The sequence below is a fragment of the Polaromonas sp. P1_F1 genome, from assembly GCF_056405795.1.
The window spans coordinates 1-17,358 of the sequence record NZ_JBFUBJ010000010.1 but is presented as its reverse complement, the minus strand read 5'-3'; the positions used below and the strand labels follow the sequence as shown (position 1 = coordinate 17,358).

Sequence of the window (17,358 nt, the reverse complement as noted above, 5' to 3'; positions counted from 1 at the left end):
CGTCAGCCCTTGAACTGGTCTTTGAGCCCGGCCCAGCAACTGCTGTAGCCGGCATCCAGTGCTCCGCCCTCTATCGCATAGGCCGTGGGAATGAAGCGGTAGCGGCTTTCAAACATGAAGGCCAGCGTGTTGTCCAGCTTGTGCGGCGCCAGCGGGGCCGTGCTGGCTTTCTCGAAGGCTTCGGTGTCCGGGCCGTGCGGCACCATGCAGTTGTGCAGCGACGCGCCGCCGGGCTTGAAGCCTTCGGGCTTGGCGTCGTACTGGCCATAGACCAGGCCCATGAACTCGCTCATGAGGTTGCGGTGGTACCAGGGCGGGCGGAAGGTGTTCTCGGCCACCAGCCAGCGCGGCGGAAAGATCACGAAGTCGCAGTTGGCCGTGCCCGGCGTGTCCGAGGGCGAGGTCAGCACGGTGAAGATGGACGGGTCCGGATGGTCATAACTGATGGAGCCGATGGTCATGAAATGAGCCGTGTCGTACTTGTAAGGCACCAGGTTGCCGTGCCAGGCCACCACATTGAAGGGGCTGGCGGCTTGCCTGGCCGACCACAGGCGGCCGCCGAATTTCTTGACGATTTCAAAGCCGCCCTTGGGTGCAGGCGCGCTGTCGAACGCCGCCGTGGGTGCCAGGAAGTCACGCGCGTTGGCCAGGCCGTTGGAGCCGATGGGGCCGAGTTCCGGCAGGCGAAAGTGCGCACCGTAGTTTTCACAGATATAGCCGCGCGATGCGCCGTCGGGCAAGGCCACGCTGAAGGCCATGCCGCGCGGTACCACGGCGATTTCCCCGGGCTTGACATCCAGGATGCCCAGCTCGGTCGTCACCACCAGCCGGCCCTGCTGCGGCACCAGCAGCATCTCGCCGTCGGCATTGACCAGCGCGCGTTGCGACATGGAACGATTGGCGACATACACCTGCGCGGCCATGCCCGTCTGCGCTTCGGCGTCGCCATTGGCGGCCACAGTGCGAATGCCGTCCACAAAATCCAGCGGCTCGGGGGGAATGGCGAATGGATTCCAGCGCAAGGGATCGGGCGGCACGGCGCAGCCGCCCGCCGCGCCGGTCGTCCACTGCGGCTGTTCATACGGCTTGTAGCCACCCGCCATTACCGAAGGCTGGCGGCGGTACATCCAGGTGCGGCGGTTCTCGGCGCGCGGTGCGGTGAAGGCGGTGCCGGAAATCAGCTCGGTGTACAGATCGTGCGGCGCGCGCTGCGGGCTGTTGCGCCCTTGCGGTAGCGCGCCGGCAACCGCCTCGCTGGCAAATTCATTGCCGAAGCCGGACTGGTAATGCAAGGTGTTGGTGCTCATGGACGTTTCTCCCGGGAATCTGCAATGTTCAGAAAAGTTCAGTTCAACGGCTCAATGCCATCAATCTTCGGCATCGTCAGGCTCACCGCCACCGGCCCTGGCCTTCTCGATCAACCTGTCGAACAAATCACTGAGCTGCGTGCGCTCGGCCGCGCTCAGCACACCAAAAATGTCCTGGTTGCGCTGCCCCACCACGTTCATGGTGCGCTGCCATGCTTTCTTGCCTTTGGGTGTGAGTGTCAGCACCACGCCGCGCCCGTCCGTCGGGCTGGCGGCCTTGACCACCAGACCCTGATCAACCAGGGACTGGGCTGCCCGGCTGGCCTGGCCTTTGTTCAGATTGGCTTTTTGCGCGAGGTCGTTCACCGACAGCGGCGCGAAGGTGCCCACGGCCGTGAGGCAACGGGCATCACTCATCGACAGGCGCGCGTCCGCCACATAAGCACGCTGGCTTTCAATGTCCGTCAGCTTGTGCAGAAGGTGCAGGCGATAGGTCAGGGTTCTGTCGAGCTTGATCATGTAGCGACCGGGTAAGTTTATGGTTGCGCCCGCAACTATAAACCGATCCGGTTGCGCCCGCAACCATCTATAAAGGCCGGCCCGGGGGCCTCTTCAGAAGGCCCTAGTTACGCACCATCGTCATCTGGCCACGCACTTCCCCTGCGGGATAAGCGGCCGTGTGGATGTTGGCATACCAGCGGCCCGCCATCAGGTCGGCGGCCTGGGCCGCCGTCAGTGTGGCGCTGCCGTCCATAGGGGTACGGAGGGGGCTGGCCCACCCCAAAGCAACACCGGCGTTGGCGCCAATGGCGGCCGGGCCGTGAAAGTGTCCCGCAGTCGCCGGGCCGGTCAGACGGGTGTAATTGACTTTCCAGCGCAGCAGGTTGGTACTGGTATCGAAAACGGCATCGACCGAGCCGCTACCGGTGCTGGCATTGGCGGGCACCTCATTGGCGCCGCGAAGCTGTGTGGTGAAGGCGACCAGGGGGGATTGCTTGTTCATCACGCCGCAGCCCGTGATGGCGGCAGCGGCTACGGCCATCGCGGCAAGGGAAACTCGGGTGGCGGTGCGGCGTGAAAGCATGGGTCAGCTCCTTGAAAAGTTGCAGCCGATTGTGCGTGCTGCACGCTGGTCAAACCCGTAGGACAAACCCCATGCGAACAGTCGGTTCCGGACGACGCCCGTACCCCATCGCACACCGACACGCCTGCCTGCGCGCGGGCTGGAGACTGGCCTGATAGTTGTGGCCTGCATCCTTCCCCAGGCCAGCCCGCAATCCTCAGTAGAAAGACTCACACCATGGCATCGCGCGTTTTATGGAAAGGGGCCATCAGTTTCGGCCTGGTTCACATCCCCGTAGCGCTGCATTCGGCCACCTCGGAGAGCGGCATTGACTTCGACTGGCTGGACAAGCGCAGCATGGACCCTGTGGGTTACAAGCGCGTCAACAAGCGCACGGGCAAAGAAATCACCCGGGAAAACATCGTCAAGGGCGTCGAATACGAAGACGGCCAGTACATCGTGCTGTCGGAAGAAGAGATCAAGTCCGCCTACCCAAAGACCACCCAGACCATTGAAATCGAAAGCTTTGTGCCCAACACGGAGATTCCCTTCGTTTACCTGGAGCGGCCCTACTACATCGCCCCCATCAACAAAGGGCAAAAAGTCTACGCACTGCTGCGCGACACCCTGCTGAAAACCCAACGCGTGGGCATCGCCCGCGTCATCATCCAGACCAAGCAGCACCTTGCCGTTCTGGTGCCTTCAGGCCCGGCACTGATATTGAACCTGCTGCGCTGGGGCGCCGACATCCGCTCGCTGGAAGAACTGGACCTGCCGCCTGTCGGCGCCAAGGCCGCGGGCCTGTCTGACAAGGAACTGGCGATGGCCAAACAGCTGGTGGACGACATGACCGGCAAATGGGACCCGGAGCAGTTCTCCGACTCCTTCAGGGACGACATCATGGCGCTGGTTAAACGCAAGGCGAAAGAAGGCAAACTGGAAAGCGTGGTGCAGCCGGAAGAATCCGACGAACCCGAAGCCCGCTCCGGCGCCAAGATCATTGACCTGACGGAGCTGTTGCAGCGCAGCCTGCGCAAAGGCGGCGGCGATGCCTCCAAAACCAGGGCAGCCGACAAAACCACAGCGAAAACCAGCAAGACTGCAGCCAAAAGCCCGGCGCGCAAAAAACCCGCCGCGAGGGCGCGCGCGCATGCTCCCGCCAAACGGCGCGCCGCCTAGCCCGTTGCTTACCTGCAGGCTGACGACATGGGCGCCCGCGACCTGCTGAAACCCTACCGCGCCAAGCGCGATTTTTCGCGCACACCCGAGCCGGCGCAAGGCGGCACGCGCTCAGACAAGGCGCTGAGTTTCGTGATCCAGAAACACGACGCACGCAACCTGCATTACGACTTCCGCCTGGAACTGCAGGGCACGCTCAAGAGCTGGGCAGTTCCCAAAGGGCCCAGCCTGGATCCGTCCGTCAAGCGCATGGGCATGCATGTGGAAGACCATCCCATTTCCTATGCAGGTTTCGAGGGCAGCATTCCATCGAAGCAATACGGCGCGGGCGACGTGATTGTCTGGGACCGTGGCCTGTGGACGCCGCATGGGGACCCTGTCAAAGGGTTCAAGGATGGAAAACTCAAATTCGAACTGCATGGCGAAAAACTCAAGGGCGGCTGGACGCTGGTGCGAATGCATGGGCGCGGCAACGCCAAGCAGGAGCCGTGGCTGCTGATCAAGGAGCACGACGGCTACGCCCGCCCGGAAACGGAGTTCGACGTACGCGAGGCCCTGCCCAACAGCGTGCTCTCGGGCAAGCCACTGCCACGCGACACCGCGGAAAACTTCGGCAAGGCGGGCGCTTCGGCCGGCGCTGCCGTCAAGAAGGCAGCCGCCACCCGAAAGACCGCCAGGAAGATTGCCAAACAGGAACGCAGAAGCACACCCGCTACTGACATCCCCGAAGGCGCCGTCGCGGCAAAGCTGCCGCAGACACTGGCTCCGCAACTGGCCACCCTGGTCGCACGCCCTCCGGCCGCCCCGCAAGGCTGGGCCTACGAGATCAAGTATGACGGCTACCGCCTGCTGGCCCGCATCGACGGGCCGTCGGTTCGCCTCATCACGCGCAAAGGCAACGACTGGACCAGCAAGCTGCCCAAGTTGGCCAACGCCGTGGCCGCGCTGGAAATTTCCTCAGGCTGGGTGGATGGCGAAATCGTCGTGATGAACGAACACGGCGTGCCAGACTTCGGCGCGCTGCAAAACGCGTTTGACCATGCCAGCACGGCCCGCATCATTTTTTACGTGTTCGACCTGCCCTACTTTGACGGACTGGACCTGCGGCAACTGCCACTGGCACAGCGCCGTGAAATCCTCTGCGCGCTGGTCACCCGCAATCCGCAGGACACCATCCGTTTCAGCGATGCGTTTGACGAAGCACCGCAAGATCTGCTTGAGTCGGCCCGGCGTGTCGGGCTGGAAGGCGTGATCGGCAAACGCGTGGACTCGGCTTACGTGTCACGCCGCTCGCCGGACTGGATCAAGCTCAAGACCCAGCTGCGCCAGGAGTTCGTCATCGGCGGTTACACCGAACCCAAGGGTTCGCGCGCCGGCCTGGGTGCGCTGATGCTGGGCGTGCATGACAGCGAAGGCGGGCTTCTTTACGCCGGCAACGTCGGCACCGGCTTTAACGATGCAACGCTCAAGGACCTCAAGGCGCGGCTGCAGAAGATCCACGCCGAACGCAGTCCTTTTACCAAGGTGCCCGCCGGGGTCAAGGGCCAATGGGTCAAGCCGCGTCTGCTGGCCGAAGTGGCCTTTGGCGAATGGACCCATGGCGGCCATATCCGCCACTCCGTATTCCAGGGCCTGCGCACCGACAAACCCGCAACGAACATCCTCCGTGAAAAACCCGCCGTCCTGGAGCGCGGCAAGAAAGGCGCCACCGTGAATCCCGCCAAAAAAACCTCCACCGAAAAGCCCAACGCGAGGGGTAGCTTGAACGTCCCCGAAAAAAGGACCGCGAAGTCCGCCCCTGCAGCGCTGAAGTCCCTGCGTGTCACGCATGCTGACCGGGTGATCGACAGCAGCACCGGCTTTACCAAACAAAACGTGGTCGAGCACTACGCACAGGTCGCGTCGCTGATGCTGCCGCACCTCAAGGCCCGTCCCACCGCGCTGGTGCGCGCGCCCTCGGGCATCGGTGGTGAGCTGTTCTTCCAGAAGCATGCCGAGGCTACGTCAATTCCCGGCATCAAATTGCTGGACCCCGCGCTGGACCCCGGCCATGGTCCGCTGCTGGAGATTCCCTCCACAGCCGCCCTGCTGGCGGCCGCGCAGATCAACGTGATCGAGTTCCATACCTGGAACGCCACCACGCGCGCCATCCACAAGCCCGACCGCATGACGTTCGACCTGGACCCGGGTGAAGGCGTTGCCTGGCCGCAGGTTCAGGAGGCTGCGCAACTGGTGCGCGCCTTTCTCGACGAACTGAAGCTCGCGAACTTCCTGAAAACCAGCGGGGGCAAAGGCCTGCACGTGGTGGTGCCGCTCAAGCGGCAATACGACTTCGACACCGTGAAGGATTTTTCGCATGCCATCGTGATGCACCTTGCCGCCGTGATTCCCCAGCGCTTTGCCGCCAAGAGCGGCCCTAAAAACCGCATCGGCAAGATTTTTCCGGATTACCTGCGCAATGGATTTGGCGCCACCACCGTCGCAGCGTGGTCAATGCGTGCCCGGCCGGGCCTCGGCGTGTCCGTCCCTGTCAATTGGGATGAACTGGCCTCACTGACCGGCGGCGCACACTGGACGGCGCAAACCCTGGGCGGGCGCCTGGCAATCGGCAACCAGCCCTGGGAGGCTTACGAGGCATCACGCAACGGGCTTGCCAGCGCCATGAAGCAACTCGGCTTCAAGGCACCGGCGGCTGCGAAGTAATGCCTAATACCCCGCCAAACGTCCCCTCCGCGCAGTGTCGTCCGGTTCCTACAGGTCGAGGGCGGATGGCCCGACATGGAAAAGACGGCGCGGCATCTAAATTGACATAACGGCGCAAGTTTTCGTTTGCTTCGCCTCTTCTCAGGTCCCATTCTTAACTTCATCAAGGAGAAACTCATGGCATCCAACCAGAACGATCCGAAAAGAAACCAGTCGCAGGACAACCAGCAACAACAAGGCCAGCGCAACCAGAACCAGCCCGGCCAGCAGGACAGGCAAAACGCCAACAAGGCCAGCGACGCCCAGCTCAACCAGGGCGGTAACCAGCAGCAGCCCGGTCAGCAACACCAGCACGGTAGCGCCCAGCAATCGCGTAACCAGGCCGAACGTGACGACACCATGGATTCCGGCAACGCTGGTAGCAGGCAACAAGGCCGCAGCAACAAGTGATCGGTTGTGAGCGGATCTTCTATTCATCAAACGGAGGCATATGCCTCCGTTTTTTTGCAACACTGCAGCCACCAGAACCCCCACCATGAAGCAACTCGATGAAATGGATCTGACGCTTTACCTCCAGACTGAAGGCCGGCGCATGGCCGCGGAATTGAGAGGCAAGGCATTGGCGGAAAATCGCTCCCCCACGCCATCTGCCCCGCACCCGCCCGCCTCTGCGGCCCAGCGCCCGCCTTCCCTCCAGCCGCTCCAGCAGCAATGCGGGGCCCCGGCCGCTGGCACCCAAAAGCCGGCACGCAGCCTGAGCGAGGCCTTGCAACGCATGGGCGTGGCGGGTTCGCACCCGCGCCGGATGTAGGCCTTCGCCGCGACTTGGGGCCGAAGGACTGGCTCTGCGTGCGGCCGCGTCCTATCATTCAGGTAGCGCCACAGAACGCGCCTGGAGACATCATGAAAACCCATCTACCCCTCACATTGGCGATCCTGCTCTTCTTGTCCGGATGCCCCGACAACAAGGTTCCCAAAGCACCGCCCAAGGCCCCGGAACCGAAAGCGGACACCGCCCTGTCTTCACCACCAACTGCCGCGATTCAGGCGGCTCTTGCAGCCCAAACCCCGGCAAGCCTGCCCGGCCACACGGCATGAACGGTCGCGCGGGGGTTCGAACGTTATGGCCGGTATGGGTATTCGCGTCAGCCTGGATAGCCGGATGTGCCGGCATGGGTGCGGCGGACCCGCCGTCACACCGCGTCACCGTAGAAGGGCAAACCTACCTTATCAGCCAGTTGACAGCCAGCACATGGACGGCAATTGCCCCGGGGCCCAAAAACGGCAGCGCCACATCGACCCCTTCGGGCCGCGCGGCATTGCTGCAGGCGATTGAACTGCGCTCCGGCTGCAAGGTCACCGATGCTGACTATTCACGCAACGGCGTACAGCTCGACGCCCAGGTGGATTGTGCGAGCAGCTTGAAGAACTAACGAGGGCACTCCCGACATGAAGGAATAAAAAAAGGGGCGACAAATGCCGCCCCTTGGTTTGCCGAGCCTCGAGTGCCGACAAAAAACAATTGATTCCTGTGTGAGCGACAGTCCTTGCGGTTATGAAGCAGTCTTCAGCGCATCGCGCAGGGCTTTCACCTGGTCATGATTGCGCTGTGCGCCCTGGGCCTGGCGTTCCACCACGGCTCTGATACCGGCGGGGAAATTACGCTTCAGGGCTTTGCGGTAGCGTGCCACTGCAGCGTCTTCGCCGCGCTCGCACTCGTTGAGCATCGCCTGGTCGCTCAACGCGCTCAGCGTGGCCCGCACGGAAACCCATCCGCGATGCAATGCACCGCTGACCGAGCCGCCTTCGTCGGGTTTCCCGCCGAGCTGGCGAATCAGGGTTTGCAGCTCCAGGCCCGCAGCCCGGCATTCATCGGCATGGCGAAGCAGCAGTGTCTTGATGTCCTGCGCCTTGGTGTGCTCGGCGCATTCGCGGAAACCATACTCCCCGTCACGGCAGGATTCGAGCAGGTCGTTCAGGTTTTCGATGATGTCGTCATCGCCGTCCACTGTTGCATCGCCTGTTGCGGCGGCATTGTCAAAAGCACCCGGGTACAGGCTCTCAACCCGGGTCCATGCCGCGCGGCTCGCCTCCCTGGCCTGTGGCCAGGTCAACGTCGAACGCTCTCTTTTTGTATCCCAGTGGGTCCGCAAGCGGCTTTCGGTTTCGTCAAATGAACCCGTATATTCCTGCCGGCCATAGAGCCCCAGACGATAGGCCGGCGCATAGTCGTCAAAGGGCCGCCCGTCTTCGTAATAGCTTTCACGGTTGTAGTTGCCGCGCCAGTAGGCTTCTTCTGCAGTCGGGTCCAGTGCTTCGGCAGCTTCCTTGCCGCCCAGCCCGCCAGCCACGGCGCCTGCGATGCCGCCCACTACCGCACCCACCGGTCCGGCCACCGTTCCGGCAGCCGCGCCGGCGGCGATACCGCCTGCCGCAGCGCCAATACCTGTTCCGACCGGATGGGCACCCGGCTCCTTGCTGATGGGATCAAGATTCTGATCGTGCTGTTCCTTTGCCATGGTGTACTCCTTTGTCTCTTGCTGCGTTGTAAAAAAACCGCCCGGATGTTTGCTCGCACCATCGTGATGTGATGATCATTGCCAGGCAGGTAGATTGATGGTGCAACCCAGAGATGTACGGCGCGGTCAGGCAAGCACAGCCTCCTTTGTAGGAGAACGCCGCGCACGTCCCGGCCAGGTTGTCGCGTCAGAAATTTGCGGAATTTCGCCCTGTGGGCCTTTCAGGACAAGCGCAAGCAGCTATCAAAACAGGAGCAACAACAAGGAAGAAGACCTGGACTTGGGCGTGCGCAGGCGATGGCAACAGCACTGCAACTGAAGACCCGGTCCACCACTCAGGCATCGAGCTCCGGGTAACGGCGAAAGATGCCGTCTTCGTTGAAGGGAATGCGCCGCTCGCTCGCGAGATAGGCTGCCACGCGCCGGTTCTGGGCCACGCTGTCGTGCAAGGCTACAACGCGCGGTACGGTTTTCAGTGCGCGGCGGGCCGCCTTGGGAAACGCATACAGCAGCCCTTCCACCAGCTGGAACAGGGAAAGGTCGGCATAGCTCAGCCGGCCCCCCACCAGATGCGCGCTGCCGCGCGGGTTGCGCTCCAGCACGGTTTCAAACCAGCCCAGAAATTTCTTCACGCGCGCCGTCCTGAATTCTTTTGCGCGGCGCAGCGCTTCCTTTTTCTGGTCTTCGTAATACAGGCCGGTTCCTACCGGATGATGGGTGTCGTGCGCCTCGGCCACGACGTCGGCAATCGTGAGCTGCACCTGGTGCGTCCACAGGCGTTGAGCCTCGCTCTTGCCCACCAGGCCCAGGCGCGGACCCAGGTAAAGCAGGATGGCTGCCGACTGCCCGACGATGGTTTTTCCGTCCACCAAAAACGGCGGCGCGAAGGGCGGGTGCGGCACGTCCGCGCTCTCCATGAAGTGCATCATGGCGGGAATGCCCTGGCCGTCGCCCTCGCAGCCACGCGCCACGTCGAGGTAATCAGCGCCTGCGGCCTCCAGCGCCAGCCGGACAAATTCGCCGCGCCCCTGGATGGTGGGCCAGTAGTGAAGCTCGTAAGGCATGAATGACAACTCCTGCGCTTGGCGTTTCATTTTGCGTGAAACCCGGCCTTGAATCCACCGCGAATCCATGGCAAATGCCAATGCGTCCGCTTGTCCTACACCCGATTAACCCACGTCCCACAAATATCTTCCTGTGCGGCAGCTAAGTTGAAATTGTCGGCAAGCGAGCCCGCCTTCATTCAGTCGCGCTGACGTTACTTTTTACTTTTGGAGCTCCCATGACAACCGCCCTCAACGAATCCCTGCATGGCAAGACCCTGCGCTGGAGCTTCAAGGACGGCCCGACGAAGGGCCTTAGCTTTGAGCATATTTTTTCGGGCGACGGAGGGGTGACCTGGCGCAGCACCGGTCCGGGTTCAAAAGACCACCACGAAAGCGCCAGCGCCGCCGTGAAAGTGTCGGACGACGTGCATGTGGTGTCTTATCTCTCAGCGGAAAGCGGCTACACGATCACGGTAGCGCTCAGTCTCAAGACCGGCACAGCCACAGGGTTTGCATCCAACGGCAAGGACTGGGTCCAGCAGTCGGGCACTTTTGAAGTGCTGGGCGCGAGCCGTTAGCCGGCCGCGGCGATCTGCCGCAAGGCCTGTTCGAACACCTCAGCAGGCTGTCCACCGGAGATCAGATGGCGGTCGTTGATGATGACGGCCGGCACGGAATGAATGCCCTGCGTCAGGTAGAACTGCTCACGCTCGCGCACCTCTGCCGCATATTCGCCTGACGCCAGCACCTCCCGCGCGCGGGCTTCATCCAGGCCCGCTTCGGCAGCCGCTTTCGCCAGCACCTCGTGTGAAGCCGGGCTCTGGCCGTCGGTGAAGTAGCGCTTGAACAGCAGTTCCTTCAGCGCCTTTTGCTTGCCCACCCCTTCCAGCTCGGCCCAATGCAGCAGGCGGTGGGCGTCAAAGGTGTTGTAGATGCGACTGCGACCGCCGCCGGGCTCATCGGCCATGCTGAACTTGAAGCCGACCTGCGCGCCGCGCGCGCGGATGTTCTCGCGGTTGGCCTGGGCCTGTGCGGGCGTGATGCCGTATTTCTCGGTGATGTGCTCGGTGATTTCCTGGCCTTCGGGCGCCATCTTCGGATTGAGCTCAAAGGGCTGAAAGTGCAGCTCGGCCTGGATGTCGTCGCCCACGCGCTCCAGCGCCTGGTCCAGGGACTTGAGGCCGATCACGCACCAGGGGCAGGAAACGTCGGACACAAAATCGATTTTGAGTTGGGTGGTCATAGGGGCCTTGAGGGTTGCTGTTCTGGCAGACCGATTTTGGCCCGCAGCAAAGCAGCTTGCGGTTCGCCCGGGGATATTCAAGTACCGGGCGCGAGGTTAATCAGCGGGGGCCGCCCCTGCCTGGGGCCGTCTGTGGCAGCCCTTTTCAAGAAACTGTCACACAAGCTTCCTAAGATTCCCGCAGCGCAGCCCGACTTGCCCCGCCGGAGTGCGCGGCCAGGGCTGCGGCTTCACGACCACTCCACCTGAAACACTGGAAACCATAACAATGTCCGACCTGGCCACCCCCTCCCTTCCCTCCCGCCGCACGGCCCTGAAATTCCTGGCGACCGCGCCCATGCTGCCGCTGGGGGCCCTGGCCTCCAGCACCCTGCTGTCGGGCTGCGCCACCGGAAGCGGCCCTGCCGCAGCGGGCAATTACATGGCTTCCAGCTTCACGTCCATGGCCGCCCCAACGCTTGCTGATGCGGCCGCCATGGCCACCACCACTGTGGGCTCCAGCCTGCAGGTCCGCCTCAAAGACAACAGCACGCAGAGCTACAAGCTCGCCTACCAGCCCTTCTTCGTCACCGGCGACATGGTGCCGGACGGCAAGGGCGGCACCATCCTTGCCGGCGGCTATGTGGACATCAACAACCGGCCCATCATCGACCGCTCGGTGCCGGGCAAGGAACGCCAGATATTCTCCGACTCGCCCGACGGCACGTCGCTGCTCGGCCTGCCGGATGCCAACGTTCCCGGCATCAAGGGCAAGGCGGTGTTCGCCGTGGTGCAGTTTGAATACACCACACGCGACCAGGCTGGCGCTGACGCTTACGGCAACCTGCCCTCACCCATCGCCGTGCTGACGCTGGACCAGGACCAGGCCACCGGCAAGCTCAGCCTGGTGAAGTACCACAACGTCGACATGTCCAGGGCGCACGGCCTGTGGATCACCTGCGGCGCCAGCCTGTCGCCCTGGAACACCCACCTCTCCAGCGAAGAGTACGAGCCCGACGCACCTTTTGCCGCCGAAAGTGCACAGTTCAGGAAGTTCAGCAAGAACGTCTACGGCGACGAAACCAAAGCGAACCCCTATCACTACGGCCACCTGCCTGAAGTCACCGTGCATCCCGACGGCACCGGCACGGTCAAAAAGCACTACAACATGGGCCGCATCTCGCACGAGCTGGTGCAGGTCATGCCAGACAACCGCACCGTGCTGATGGGCGACGACGCCACCAACAGCGGCCTCTTTGTCTTTGTGGCCGACCGCGAAAAAGACCTGTCTTCCGGCACGCTGTATGTGGGCAAGCTGGGCACCGGCTTCTCGGTCAACCCCGCCGATCAGGGAGCGAAGATTTCCTGGGTCAAGCTGGGCCACGCCACCAGCGCCGAGATCGAAAAAATGGCCGACACGCTCAAACCCGCCGACATCATGACGGTATCGAAAACAGACCCCGGTGATGCGAGCTTCACCAAAGTGTTCTACGGCGGCAATGCCAACTGGATCAAGATCAAGCCCGGCATGGAAAAGGCTGCCGCCTTCCTGGAAACGCACCGCTATGCCTACCTGATGGGCGGCAGCATGGGCTTTTCCAAAATGGAAGGCACCACCGTCAACATCAAGGACAAGGTCGCCTACTCGGCGCTGCAGAACATGCAGGACTCCATGGTCAAGACCGGCAAGGGGTGGAACGCGGCCAGCGGCATCGCACTTGACAAGGCCCTGATCGCCGGCGGCGTGATGGTGCACAAGCTGGACGGCGGCCAGAAAGACCTGGCCGGCACCGCCATCAACAGCGAATGGATGCCGGTGCACACCAAGGCCCTGCTGGTCGGCGAAGACATCGCCGGCGATGCACTGGGCAACAAGGCCAACCCCAACAAGGTGTCCAACCCCGACAACCTGAAGTTCTCCGAAAAAATGCGCACACTCTTCATCGGCGAAGACAGCAGCACCCACGTCAACAACTTCATCTGGGCCTACAACGTCGACACCCAACAGCTGTCGCGCCTGATGTCCATGCCTTCGGGCGCCGAAGCCACCGGCCTGCATGTGGTGGACGACCTCAACGGCTGGACCTACATCATGAGCAACTTCCAGCACGCCGGCGACTGGATTCCGGCGCTGCATGGCAAGGTGCAGGCCACGCTGGACCCGCTGGTGCGCGCGAACTACAAGGACCGCTTCGGCGCGGCTGTCGGCTACCTCACCGCAGACCCCAGCAGCATCAAGCTGGGCTGACTGACGGCATAGCCATAAACATGGTTACAGGCACCGGCTTCGGTGCCTCAGGCGGAAAGCGGGCTCATGGCCCGCTTTCCGCTTTTTGCCCCGTATGAAATGCCGCGCACGGGTTGTGCGATGTGCGACCTTACGTGTTCGTCCCTAGAATGTTCAGGACAGCGACGGCCGGCCTGACGTGGCCTGACGCGTTGGGTTATGTGCATAAAAAGCCCATCTAACCCATACAGGACGGGCGCAAGCGGCTATCAAAAACAGAGCATCTGCAGTGACAACACTGAAACAGCACCGAGACAAATCCATGCGATACGCCCAGATCGATCTGATCAACTACGCCCGAACCCTGCTGACCACCGCCGGGCTGGAGCACGACAAGGCCGCCGCCGTGGCCGACATCCTGGTCCAGGGCGACCTGATGGGCCATAACACCCACGGGCTCGCCCTGCTGCCGGGCTACCTGGCAGAGCTGGAGTCTGGCGCGATGGAAAAACTCGGCACCCCAGCCGTGCTGGCCGACCATCCGGCCGCCGTGACATGGGACGGCCGCCGCCTGCCCGGCCCCTGGCTGGTTCTGCAAGCGATGGCATTGGCCACTGAGCGTGCCGCCACCCAGGGCACCTGCACTGTTGTGATTCGCCGCAGCCACCACATCGCCTGCCTGGCCGCCTATCTCCAGCGCGCCACCGATCAGGGCCTGATGATGCTGCTGACCTGCTCGGACCCGAACACGGCCAGCGTTGCCCCCTTTGGCGGCCTGGACCCGGTGTTCACACCCAATCCGGTTTCTGCCGGCATTCCCACCAACGGCGTTCCGGTGCTGATGGATGTGTCTACCTCGGCCACGACCAACGGCATGACCAACCGGCTGCACAAGGAAGGCAAGCGGCTGCCTGCTGCCTGGGTGATGGACGGTCACGGCGTGGCCAGTGACAACCCTTCGGTGCTGTTCGACGAACCCAAGGGCACCATCCTGCCGCTGGGTGGCATGGACTCGGGCCACAAGGGTTATGGCCTCACCTTGCTGGTAGAGGCATTAACCGGCGGCCTCGCAGGTCATGGCCGCGCCGACCCGAAGGAAGGATGGGGCGCCACGGTCTTCCTGCAGGTGATTGACCCGCGCGCTTTTGCGGGCCTGGACGCATTCACGCGCCAGACTGGCCATGTCACGGATGCCTGCCGTGCATCACGACCCGCGCAAGCAGGGTCTGCCGTGCGCACTCCGGGGGAAAAAGGCATTGCGCTGGCAGCCGGGCAAATGGAATCGGGCGTGGAGCTGTATCCCTCCATCCTGCCCGCACTGTCAAGCTGGGCCATCAAGCTTGGGGTGACAGAGCCGTCTGCCGCCCACTGAAGCGCGGCCTTTCCAGCGGAAAACCGATCCGGCCAGCCGTTGCCGCTGACGGATTTTCTGCTTGCTGCGCCTGCTGATCAGCCTTTGGTATTACAGAAACCATCAAAAATTTAAAGCGACCCCCGCATACCCGGGGTTTGTCCCTAGGCGGGGAATTTTTCAGGTCCACATAATTAGTGCGTCGTTCAAACTAATTCTGAAGTGCTGCGTTTGCAGCGGAACGATTACCGGGATTCAGCTGGGTTTTCAAAACTACACGCCCGACTGGGCAGAACTATCGGAGACATTCATGAAACTAAAAAATTCCCTCACCGCAATGGCACTCAGCCTGGCCGCTGCCGGCGCATTTGCGCAGGTCACTGTCGGCGTCAGCTGGTCCAACTTCCAGGAGGAACGCTGGAAAACCGACGAGGCCGCCATCAAGACGCAACTTGAAAAACTGGGCGCCAAGTACATCAGCGCAGACGCAGCGGGCTCCCCTGAAAAACAACTGGCGGACATTGACGGCCTGATGGCCAAGGGTGCCAAGGTCCTGATCGTGCTGGCCATGGACAAGGACGCCATCCTGCCCGCCGTGAACAAGGCCACCAAACAAAAAGTGCCGGTTATTGCCTACGACCGCCTGATCGAGGCTCCCGGCGTGTTCTACATCACCTTCGATAACAAAGAAGTCGGCCGCATGCAGGCCCGCGCGGTGTTCCAGGCCAAGCCCAAGGGCAACTACGTGATGATCAAGGGCTCCCCCACCGACCCGAATGCAAATTTCCTGCGCGAAGGCCAGCAGGAAATCATTGACGCTGCCGTCAAGAAAGGCGACATCAAGATCGTGGGCGAGGAATACACCGAGGGCTGGAAGCCCGAAGTCGCCCAGAAAAACATGGAACAGATCCTGACCAAGAACGGCGGCAAGGTCGATGCCGTGGTGGCTTCCAATGACGGCACAGCCGGTGGTGTGGTGGCGGCTCTGAGTTCCAAGGGCCTCAAGGGCGTGCCGGTGTCCGGCCAGGACGGTGACTTTGCCGCCTTGAACCGCGTAGCCATGGGCACCCAGACCGTGTCGGTATGGAAAGATGCGCGCGACCTCGGTAAACAGGCGGCCAGCGCCGCTGTCAATCTGGGTGCCGGCAAAAAAGTCGACGGCGCGACTTCCTGGAACGGTGGCGAGAAAAAGATCGCCCTGCAGGCCCAGTTCCTCAAGCCAGTGCCCATTACCCGCGACAACCTCGACGTGGTGGTGAAGGCCGGCTGGATCAAGAAAGACGAACTCTGCAAGGGTGTCACGGGCAACGTCGCGGCCTGCAAGTAATACAGGCTTTAATACAGGCGTTCAACCACCTGCTCCCCATTCTGCGCAAGCAGGCAAGGCAACCGGCCTGTAGGTTGCCTTGGGGAGTGCCGCATCCTCAAGACCATGCAATTTCCCGTTCGATTCCTGCGCAACGCTGCTGTCGACTGGCGGCTGGTGTTCATGGGGGGCGTGCTCGCCGTCCTGGCGGGCGTATTCCAGGTCCTGTCGGGCGGCATTTTCCTGTCGCCTGAAAATCTCTACAACATTGCCCAGCAAACCGCGGTGGTGGGCATCGTGTCCACTGTCATGGTGCTGATCATTGTGGCCCGGCATATTGACCTGTCGGTCGGTTCGGTGATCGGTTTTGTCGGCGTGCTCATCGCCTATCTTCAGTACACCCTGGGATGGTCCTGGCCGGCGGCGTCACTCGCCGGGCTGGCCGCGGCGCTGGTGGTGTCGGTGTACCAGGGATGGCTGACCGCCATGCTCGGCGTCCCTTCTTTTGTGGTCACGCTGGGAGGGCTGATGTCCTTGCGCGGCGCGGCTTTTCTGGTGGCCGACGGCAAGACGCAGCCCGTCAGCGACGAGACTTTTCTGCAACTCGGCGGCGGCTATGACGGCGGCATCGGCGTGACCGCCACCTGGGTCCTGACCGCCTGCGTGAGTGTGGTGCTGGTGGTTCGCATGCTGCTGCGCCGCCGTGCCTCCACGCGCCATGAGATGCCCAACCAGCCCGTGTGGGTGGATGTACTGCTGGTGGCGGCACCGGTGGCCCTGCTGGCCGCGTTCGCCGCGACCATGAACAGCTACCTGGTCACCAACAAGGACGCCCCCCAGGGCATCCCGATTCCGGTGCTGATCTGGGCGGCCGTGGCGGTGGTGATGTCATTCATCTCCCAGCGCACCCGTTTTGGCCGCTATGTTTACGCCATGGGCGGCAACCCCGACGCCGCGGTACTGGTCGGCATACCGGTCAAGCGGGTAACGCTCATGCTGTTTGCCCTGCTCGCCGTGCTCATCACCATCGCGGCCATCGTGTCGGTGGCCCGCCTGAACGCAGGCACCAACTCGCTGGGCACCGGGATGGAGCTCTTCGTGATTGCCGCCGCAGTGATCGGCGGCACCGCACTGGCCGGAGGCAGCGGCACCATCATCGGCTCGGTCCTGGGTGCGCTCATCATGCAGTCGCTGGACAGCGGCATGCTGCTGCTGGATGTCTCCATCGGAAAACGCATGATCATCATCGGGCAGGTGCTGATTGTGGCGGTGGTATTTGACGTGCTCTACCGCAAGTGGGCACAGGAAAGCTAGGATGAAACACCCCCGAAGCGCCTTCGGCGCCCGGCACCTCCGCCAGAGGCGGAGGCCCTTCGAAGCCGTCCAAGCCTGCGCAGGCAGGCTTGGAGCCGCGGCTCTCAGCCCCTCAAGGGGG

17 protein-coding genes are annotated in these 17,358 nt (G+C 62.6%); 11 read left to right on the top strand and 6 right to left on the bottom strand.

Annotated elements, in window-relative coordinates:
- Positions 1-2 precede the first annotated feature (2 nt).
- From hmgA to AC1DZE_RS20985, 3 genes are all read right to left on the bottom strand, one after another.
- Positions 3-1,307 (bottom strand): homogentisate 1,2-dioxygenase, encoded by a 1,305-nt coding sequence (hmgA, locus tag AC1DZE_RS20995; protein ID WP_477669392.1) that lies wholly within the window; start codon positions 1,305-1,307, stop codon positions 3-5.
- Between the two features lie 60 nt (positions 1,308-1,367).
- The gene (locus AC1DZE_RS20990) at positions 1,368-1,826 is read right to left on the bottom strand and encodes a MarR family winged helix-turn-helix transcriptional regulator (RefSeq protein ID WP_477700505.1); all 459 of its coding nucleotides are present in this window, start codon (positions 1,824-1,826) and stop codon (positions 1,368-1,370) included.
- Between the two features lie 103 nt (positions 1,827-1,929).
- Positions 1,930-2,391 (bottom strand): CHRD domain-containing protein, encoded by a 462-nt coding sequence (locus AC1DZE_RS20985; protein WP_477674181.1) that lies wholly within the window; start codon positions 2,389-2,391, stop codon positions 1,930-1,932.
- Between the two features lie 216 nt (positions 2,392-2,607).
- On the opposite strand from AC1DZE_RS20985, the gene ku reads away from it, so the two are divergent.
- The 6 genes from ku to AC1DZE_RS20955 all read left to right on the top strand — a co-directional run bounded on the left by ku (position 2,608) and on the right by AC1DZE_RS20955 (position 7,685).
- On the top strand, positions 2,608-3,549 hold the full coding sequence (gene ku, locus AC1DZE_RS20980; protein ID WP_477674182.1) for a non-homologous end joining protein Ku: 942 nt from the start codon (positions 2,608-2,610) through the stop codon (positions 3,547-3,549).
- Positions 3,550-3,576: 27 nt separating this feature from the next.
- Positions 3,577-6,252, top strand: coding sequence for a DNA ligase D (ligD, locus tag AC1DZE_RS20975; RefSeq protein ID WP_477700504.1), 2,676 nt, complete (start codon positions 3,577-3,579; stop codon positions 6,250-6,252).
- 177 nt (positions 6,253-6,429) lie between these two features.
- Positions 6,430-6,702 (top strand): hypothetical protein, encoded by a 273-nt coding sequence (locus AC1DZE_RS20970; RefSeq protein ID WP_477673186.1) that lies wholly within the window; start codon positions 6,430-6,432, stop codon positions 6,700-6,702.
- A gap of 85 nt (positions 6,703-6,787) precedes the next feature.
- Positions 6,788-7,063, top strand: a complete 276-nt coding sequence (locus AC1DZE_RS20965; RefSeq protein ID WP_477673187.1) for a hypothetical protein — start codon at positions 6,788-6,790, stop codon at positions 7,061-7,063.
- A 92-nt stretch (positions 7,064-7,155) separates the two neighbouring features.
- The gene (locus AC1DZE_RS20960; protein WP_477700503.1) at positions 7,156-7,350 is read left to right on the top strand and encodes a hypothetical protein; all 195 of its coding nucleotides are present in this window, start codon (positions 7,156-7,158) and stop codon (positions 7,348-7,350) included.
- On the top strand, positions 7,347-7,685 hold the full coding sequence (locus tag AC1DZE_RS20955; RefSeq protein WP_477673188.1) for a hypothetical protein: 339 nt from the start codon (positions 7,347-7,349) through the stop codon (positions 7,683-7,685). Before AC1DZE_RS20960 ends, AC1DZE_RS20955 begins: the two co-directional genes overlap by 4 nt.
- 120 nt (positions 7,686-7,805) lie before the next feature.
- Here the strand turns inward: AC1DZE_RS20955 and AC1DZE_RS20950 are convergent, their stop codons facing one another.
- Both AC1DZE_RS20950 and AC1DZE_RS20945 read right to left on the bottom strand, forming a co-directional pair.
- Positions 7,806-8,771, bottom strand: coding sequence for a ferritin-like domain-containing protein (locus AC1DZE_RS20950; RefSeq protein WP_477673189.1), 966 nt, complete (start codon positions 8,769-8,771; stop codon positions 7,806-7,808).
- 335 nt (positions 8,772-9,106) lie between these two features.
- Positions 9,107-9,835, bottom strand: a complete 729-nt coding sequence (locus AC1DZE_RS20945; protein WP_477673190.1) for a glutathione S-transferase — start codon at positions 9,833-9,835, stop codon at positions 9,107-9,109.
- A gap of 218 nt (positions 9,836-10,053) precedes the next feature.
- On the opposite strand from AC1DZE_RS20945, the gene AC1DZE_RS20940 reads away from it, so the two are divergent.
- Positions 10,054-10,395: a MoaF N-terminal domain-containing protein gene (locus tag AC1DZE_RS20940; RefSeq protein WP_477669383.1), complete on the top strand. Its 342-nt coding sequence runs from the start codon at positions 10,054-10,056 to the stop codon at positions 10,393-10,395.
- On the opposite strand, the gene AC1DZE_RS20935 is transcribed toward AC1DZE_RS20940, so the two are convergent.
- Positions 10,392-11,060 (bottom strand): DsbA family oxidoreductase, encoded by a 669-nt coding sequence (locus AC1DZE_RS20935; protein ID WP_477669382.1) that lies wholly within the window; start codon positions 11,058-11,060, stop codon positions 10,392-10,394. The two genes, AC1DZE_RS20940 and AC1DZE_RS20935, sit on opposite strands and share 4 nt — an antisense overlap.
- A 268-nt stretch (positions 11,061-11,328) precedes the next feature.
- Between AC1DZE_RS20935 and AC1DZE_RS20930 the strand changes: the two genes are divergently transcribed.
- The 4 genes from AC1DZE_RS20930 to AC1DZE_RS20915 all read left to right on the top strand — a co-directional run bounded on the left by AC1DZE_RS20930 (position 11,329) and on the right by AC1DZE_RS20915 (position 17,237).
- A complete protein-coding gene (locus AC1DZE_RS20930) occupies positions 11,329-13,287 on the top strand; it encodes a PhoX family protein (protein ID WP_477700502.1) in 1,959 nt (652 codons plus the stop codon).
- Between the two features lie 301 nt (positions 13,288-13,588).
- On the top strand, positions 13,589-14,638 hold the full coding sequence (locus AC1DZE_RS20925; protein ID WP_477669380.1) for an Ldh family oxidoreductase: 1,050 nt from the start codon (positions 13,589-13,591) through the stop codon (positions 14,636-14,638).
- A gap of 289 nt (positions 14,639-14,927) precedes the next feature.
- Entirely contained in the window at positions 14,928-15,944 is a 1,017-nt protein-coding gene (gene xylF, locus AC1DZE_RS20920) for a D-xylose ABC transporter substrate-binding protein (protein ID WP_457280705.1), read from the top strand.
- A 162-nt stretch (positions 15,945-16,106) separates the two neighbouring features.
- Positions 16,107-17,237: a sugar ABC transporter permease gene (locus tag AC1DZE_RS20915; RefSeq protein ID WP_477669620.1), complete on the top strand. Its 1,131-nt coding sequence runs from the start codon at positions 16,107-16,109 to the stop codon at positions 17,235-17,237.
- The last annotated feature ends 121 nt before the right edge of the window (positions 17,238-17,358 follow it).

Excerpts from the sequence above, each read along its gene's own strand:
- hmgA (WP_477669392.1), bottom strand. The coding sequence starts at position 1,307 with ATGAGCACCAACACCTTGCATTACCAGTCCGGCTTCGGCAATGAATTT.
- AC1DZE_RS20990 (WP_477700505.1), bottom strand. The coding sequence starts at position 1,826 with ATGATCAAGCTCGACAGAACCCTGACCTATCGCCTGCACCTTCTGCAC.
- AC1DZE_RS20985 (WP_477674181.1), bottom strand. The coding sequence starts at position 2,391 with ATGCTTTCACGCCGCACCGCCACCCGAGTTTCCCTTGCCGCGATGGCC.
- ku (WP_477674182.1), top strand. The coding sequence starts at position 2,608 with ATGGCATCGCGCGTTTTATGGAAAGGGGCCATCAGTTTCGGCCTGGTT.
- ligD (WP_477700504.1), top strand. The coding sequence starts at position 3,577 with ATGGGCGCCCGCGACCTGCTGAAACCCTACCGCGCCAAGCGCGATTTT.
- AC1DZE_RS20970 (WP_477673186.1), top strand. The coding sequence starts at position 6,430 with ATGGCATCCAACCAGAACGATCCGAAAAGAAACCAGTCGCAGGACAAC.
- AC1DZE_RS20965 (WP_477673187.1), top strand. The coding sequence starts at position 6,788 with ATGAAGCAACTCGATGAAATGGATCTGACGCTTTACCTCCAGACTGAA.
- AC1DZE_RS20960 (WP_477700503.1), top strand. The coding sequence starts at position 7,156 with ATGAAAACCCATCTACCCCTCACATTGGCGATCCTGCTCTTCTTGTCC.
- AC1DZE_RS20955 (WP_477673188.1), top strand. The coding sequence starts at position 7,347 with ATGAACGGTCGCGCGGGGGTTCGAACGTTATGGCCGGTATGGGTATTC.
- AC1DZE_RS20950 (WP_477673189.1), bottom strand. The coding sequence starts at position 8,771 with ATGGCAAAGGAACAGCACGATCAGAATCTTGATCCCATCAGCAAGGAG.
- AC1DZE_RS20945 (WP_477673190.1), bottom strand. The coding sequence starts at position 9,835 with ATGCCTTACGAGCTTCACTACTGGCCCACCATCCAGGGGCGCGGCGAA.
- AC1DZE_RS20940 (WP_477669383.1), top strand. The coding sequence starts at position 10,054 with ATGACAACCGCCCTCAACGAATCCCTGCATGGCAAGACCCTGCGCTGG.
- AC1DZE_RS20935 (WP_477669382.1), bottom strand. The coding sequence starts at position 11,060 with ATGACCACCCAACTCAAAATCGATTTTGTGTCCGACGTTTCCTGCCCC.
- AC1DZE_RS20930 (WP_477700502.1), top strand. The coding sequence starts at position 11,329 with ATGTCCGACCTGGCCACCCCCTCCCTTCCCTCCCGCCGCACGGCCCTG.
- AC1DZE_RS20925 (WP_477669380.1), top strand. The coding sequence starts at position 13,589 with ATGCGATACGCCCAGATCGATCTGATCAACTACGCCCGAACCCTGCTG.
- xylF (WP_457280705.1), top strand. The coding sequence starts at position 14,928 with ATGAAACTAAAAAATTCCCTCACCGCAATGGCACTCAGCCTGGCCGCT.
- AC1DZE_RS20915 (WP_477669620.1), top strand. The coding sequence starts at position 16,107 with ATGGGGGGCGTGCTCGCCGTCCTGGCGGGCGTATTCCAGGTCCTGTCG.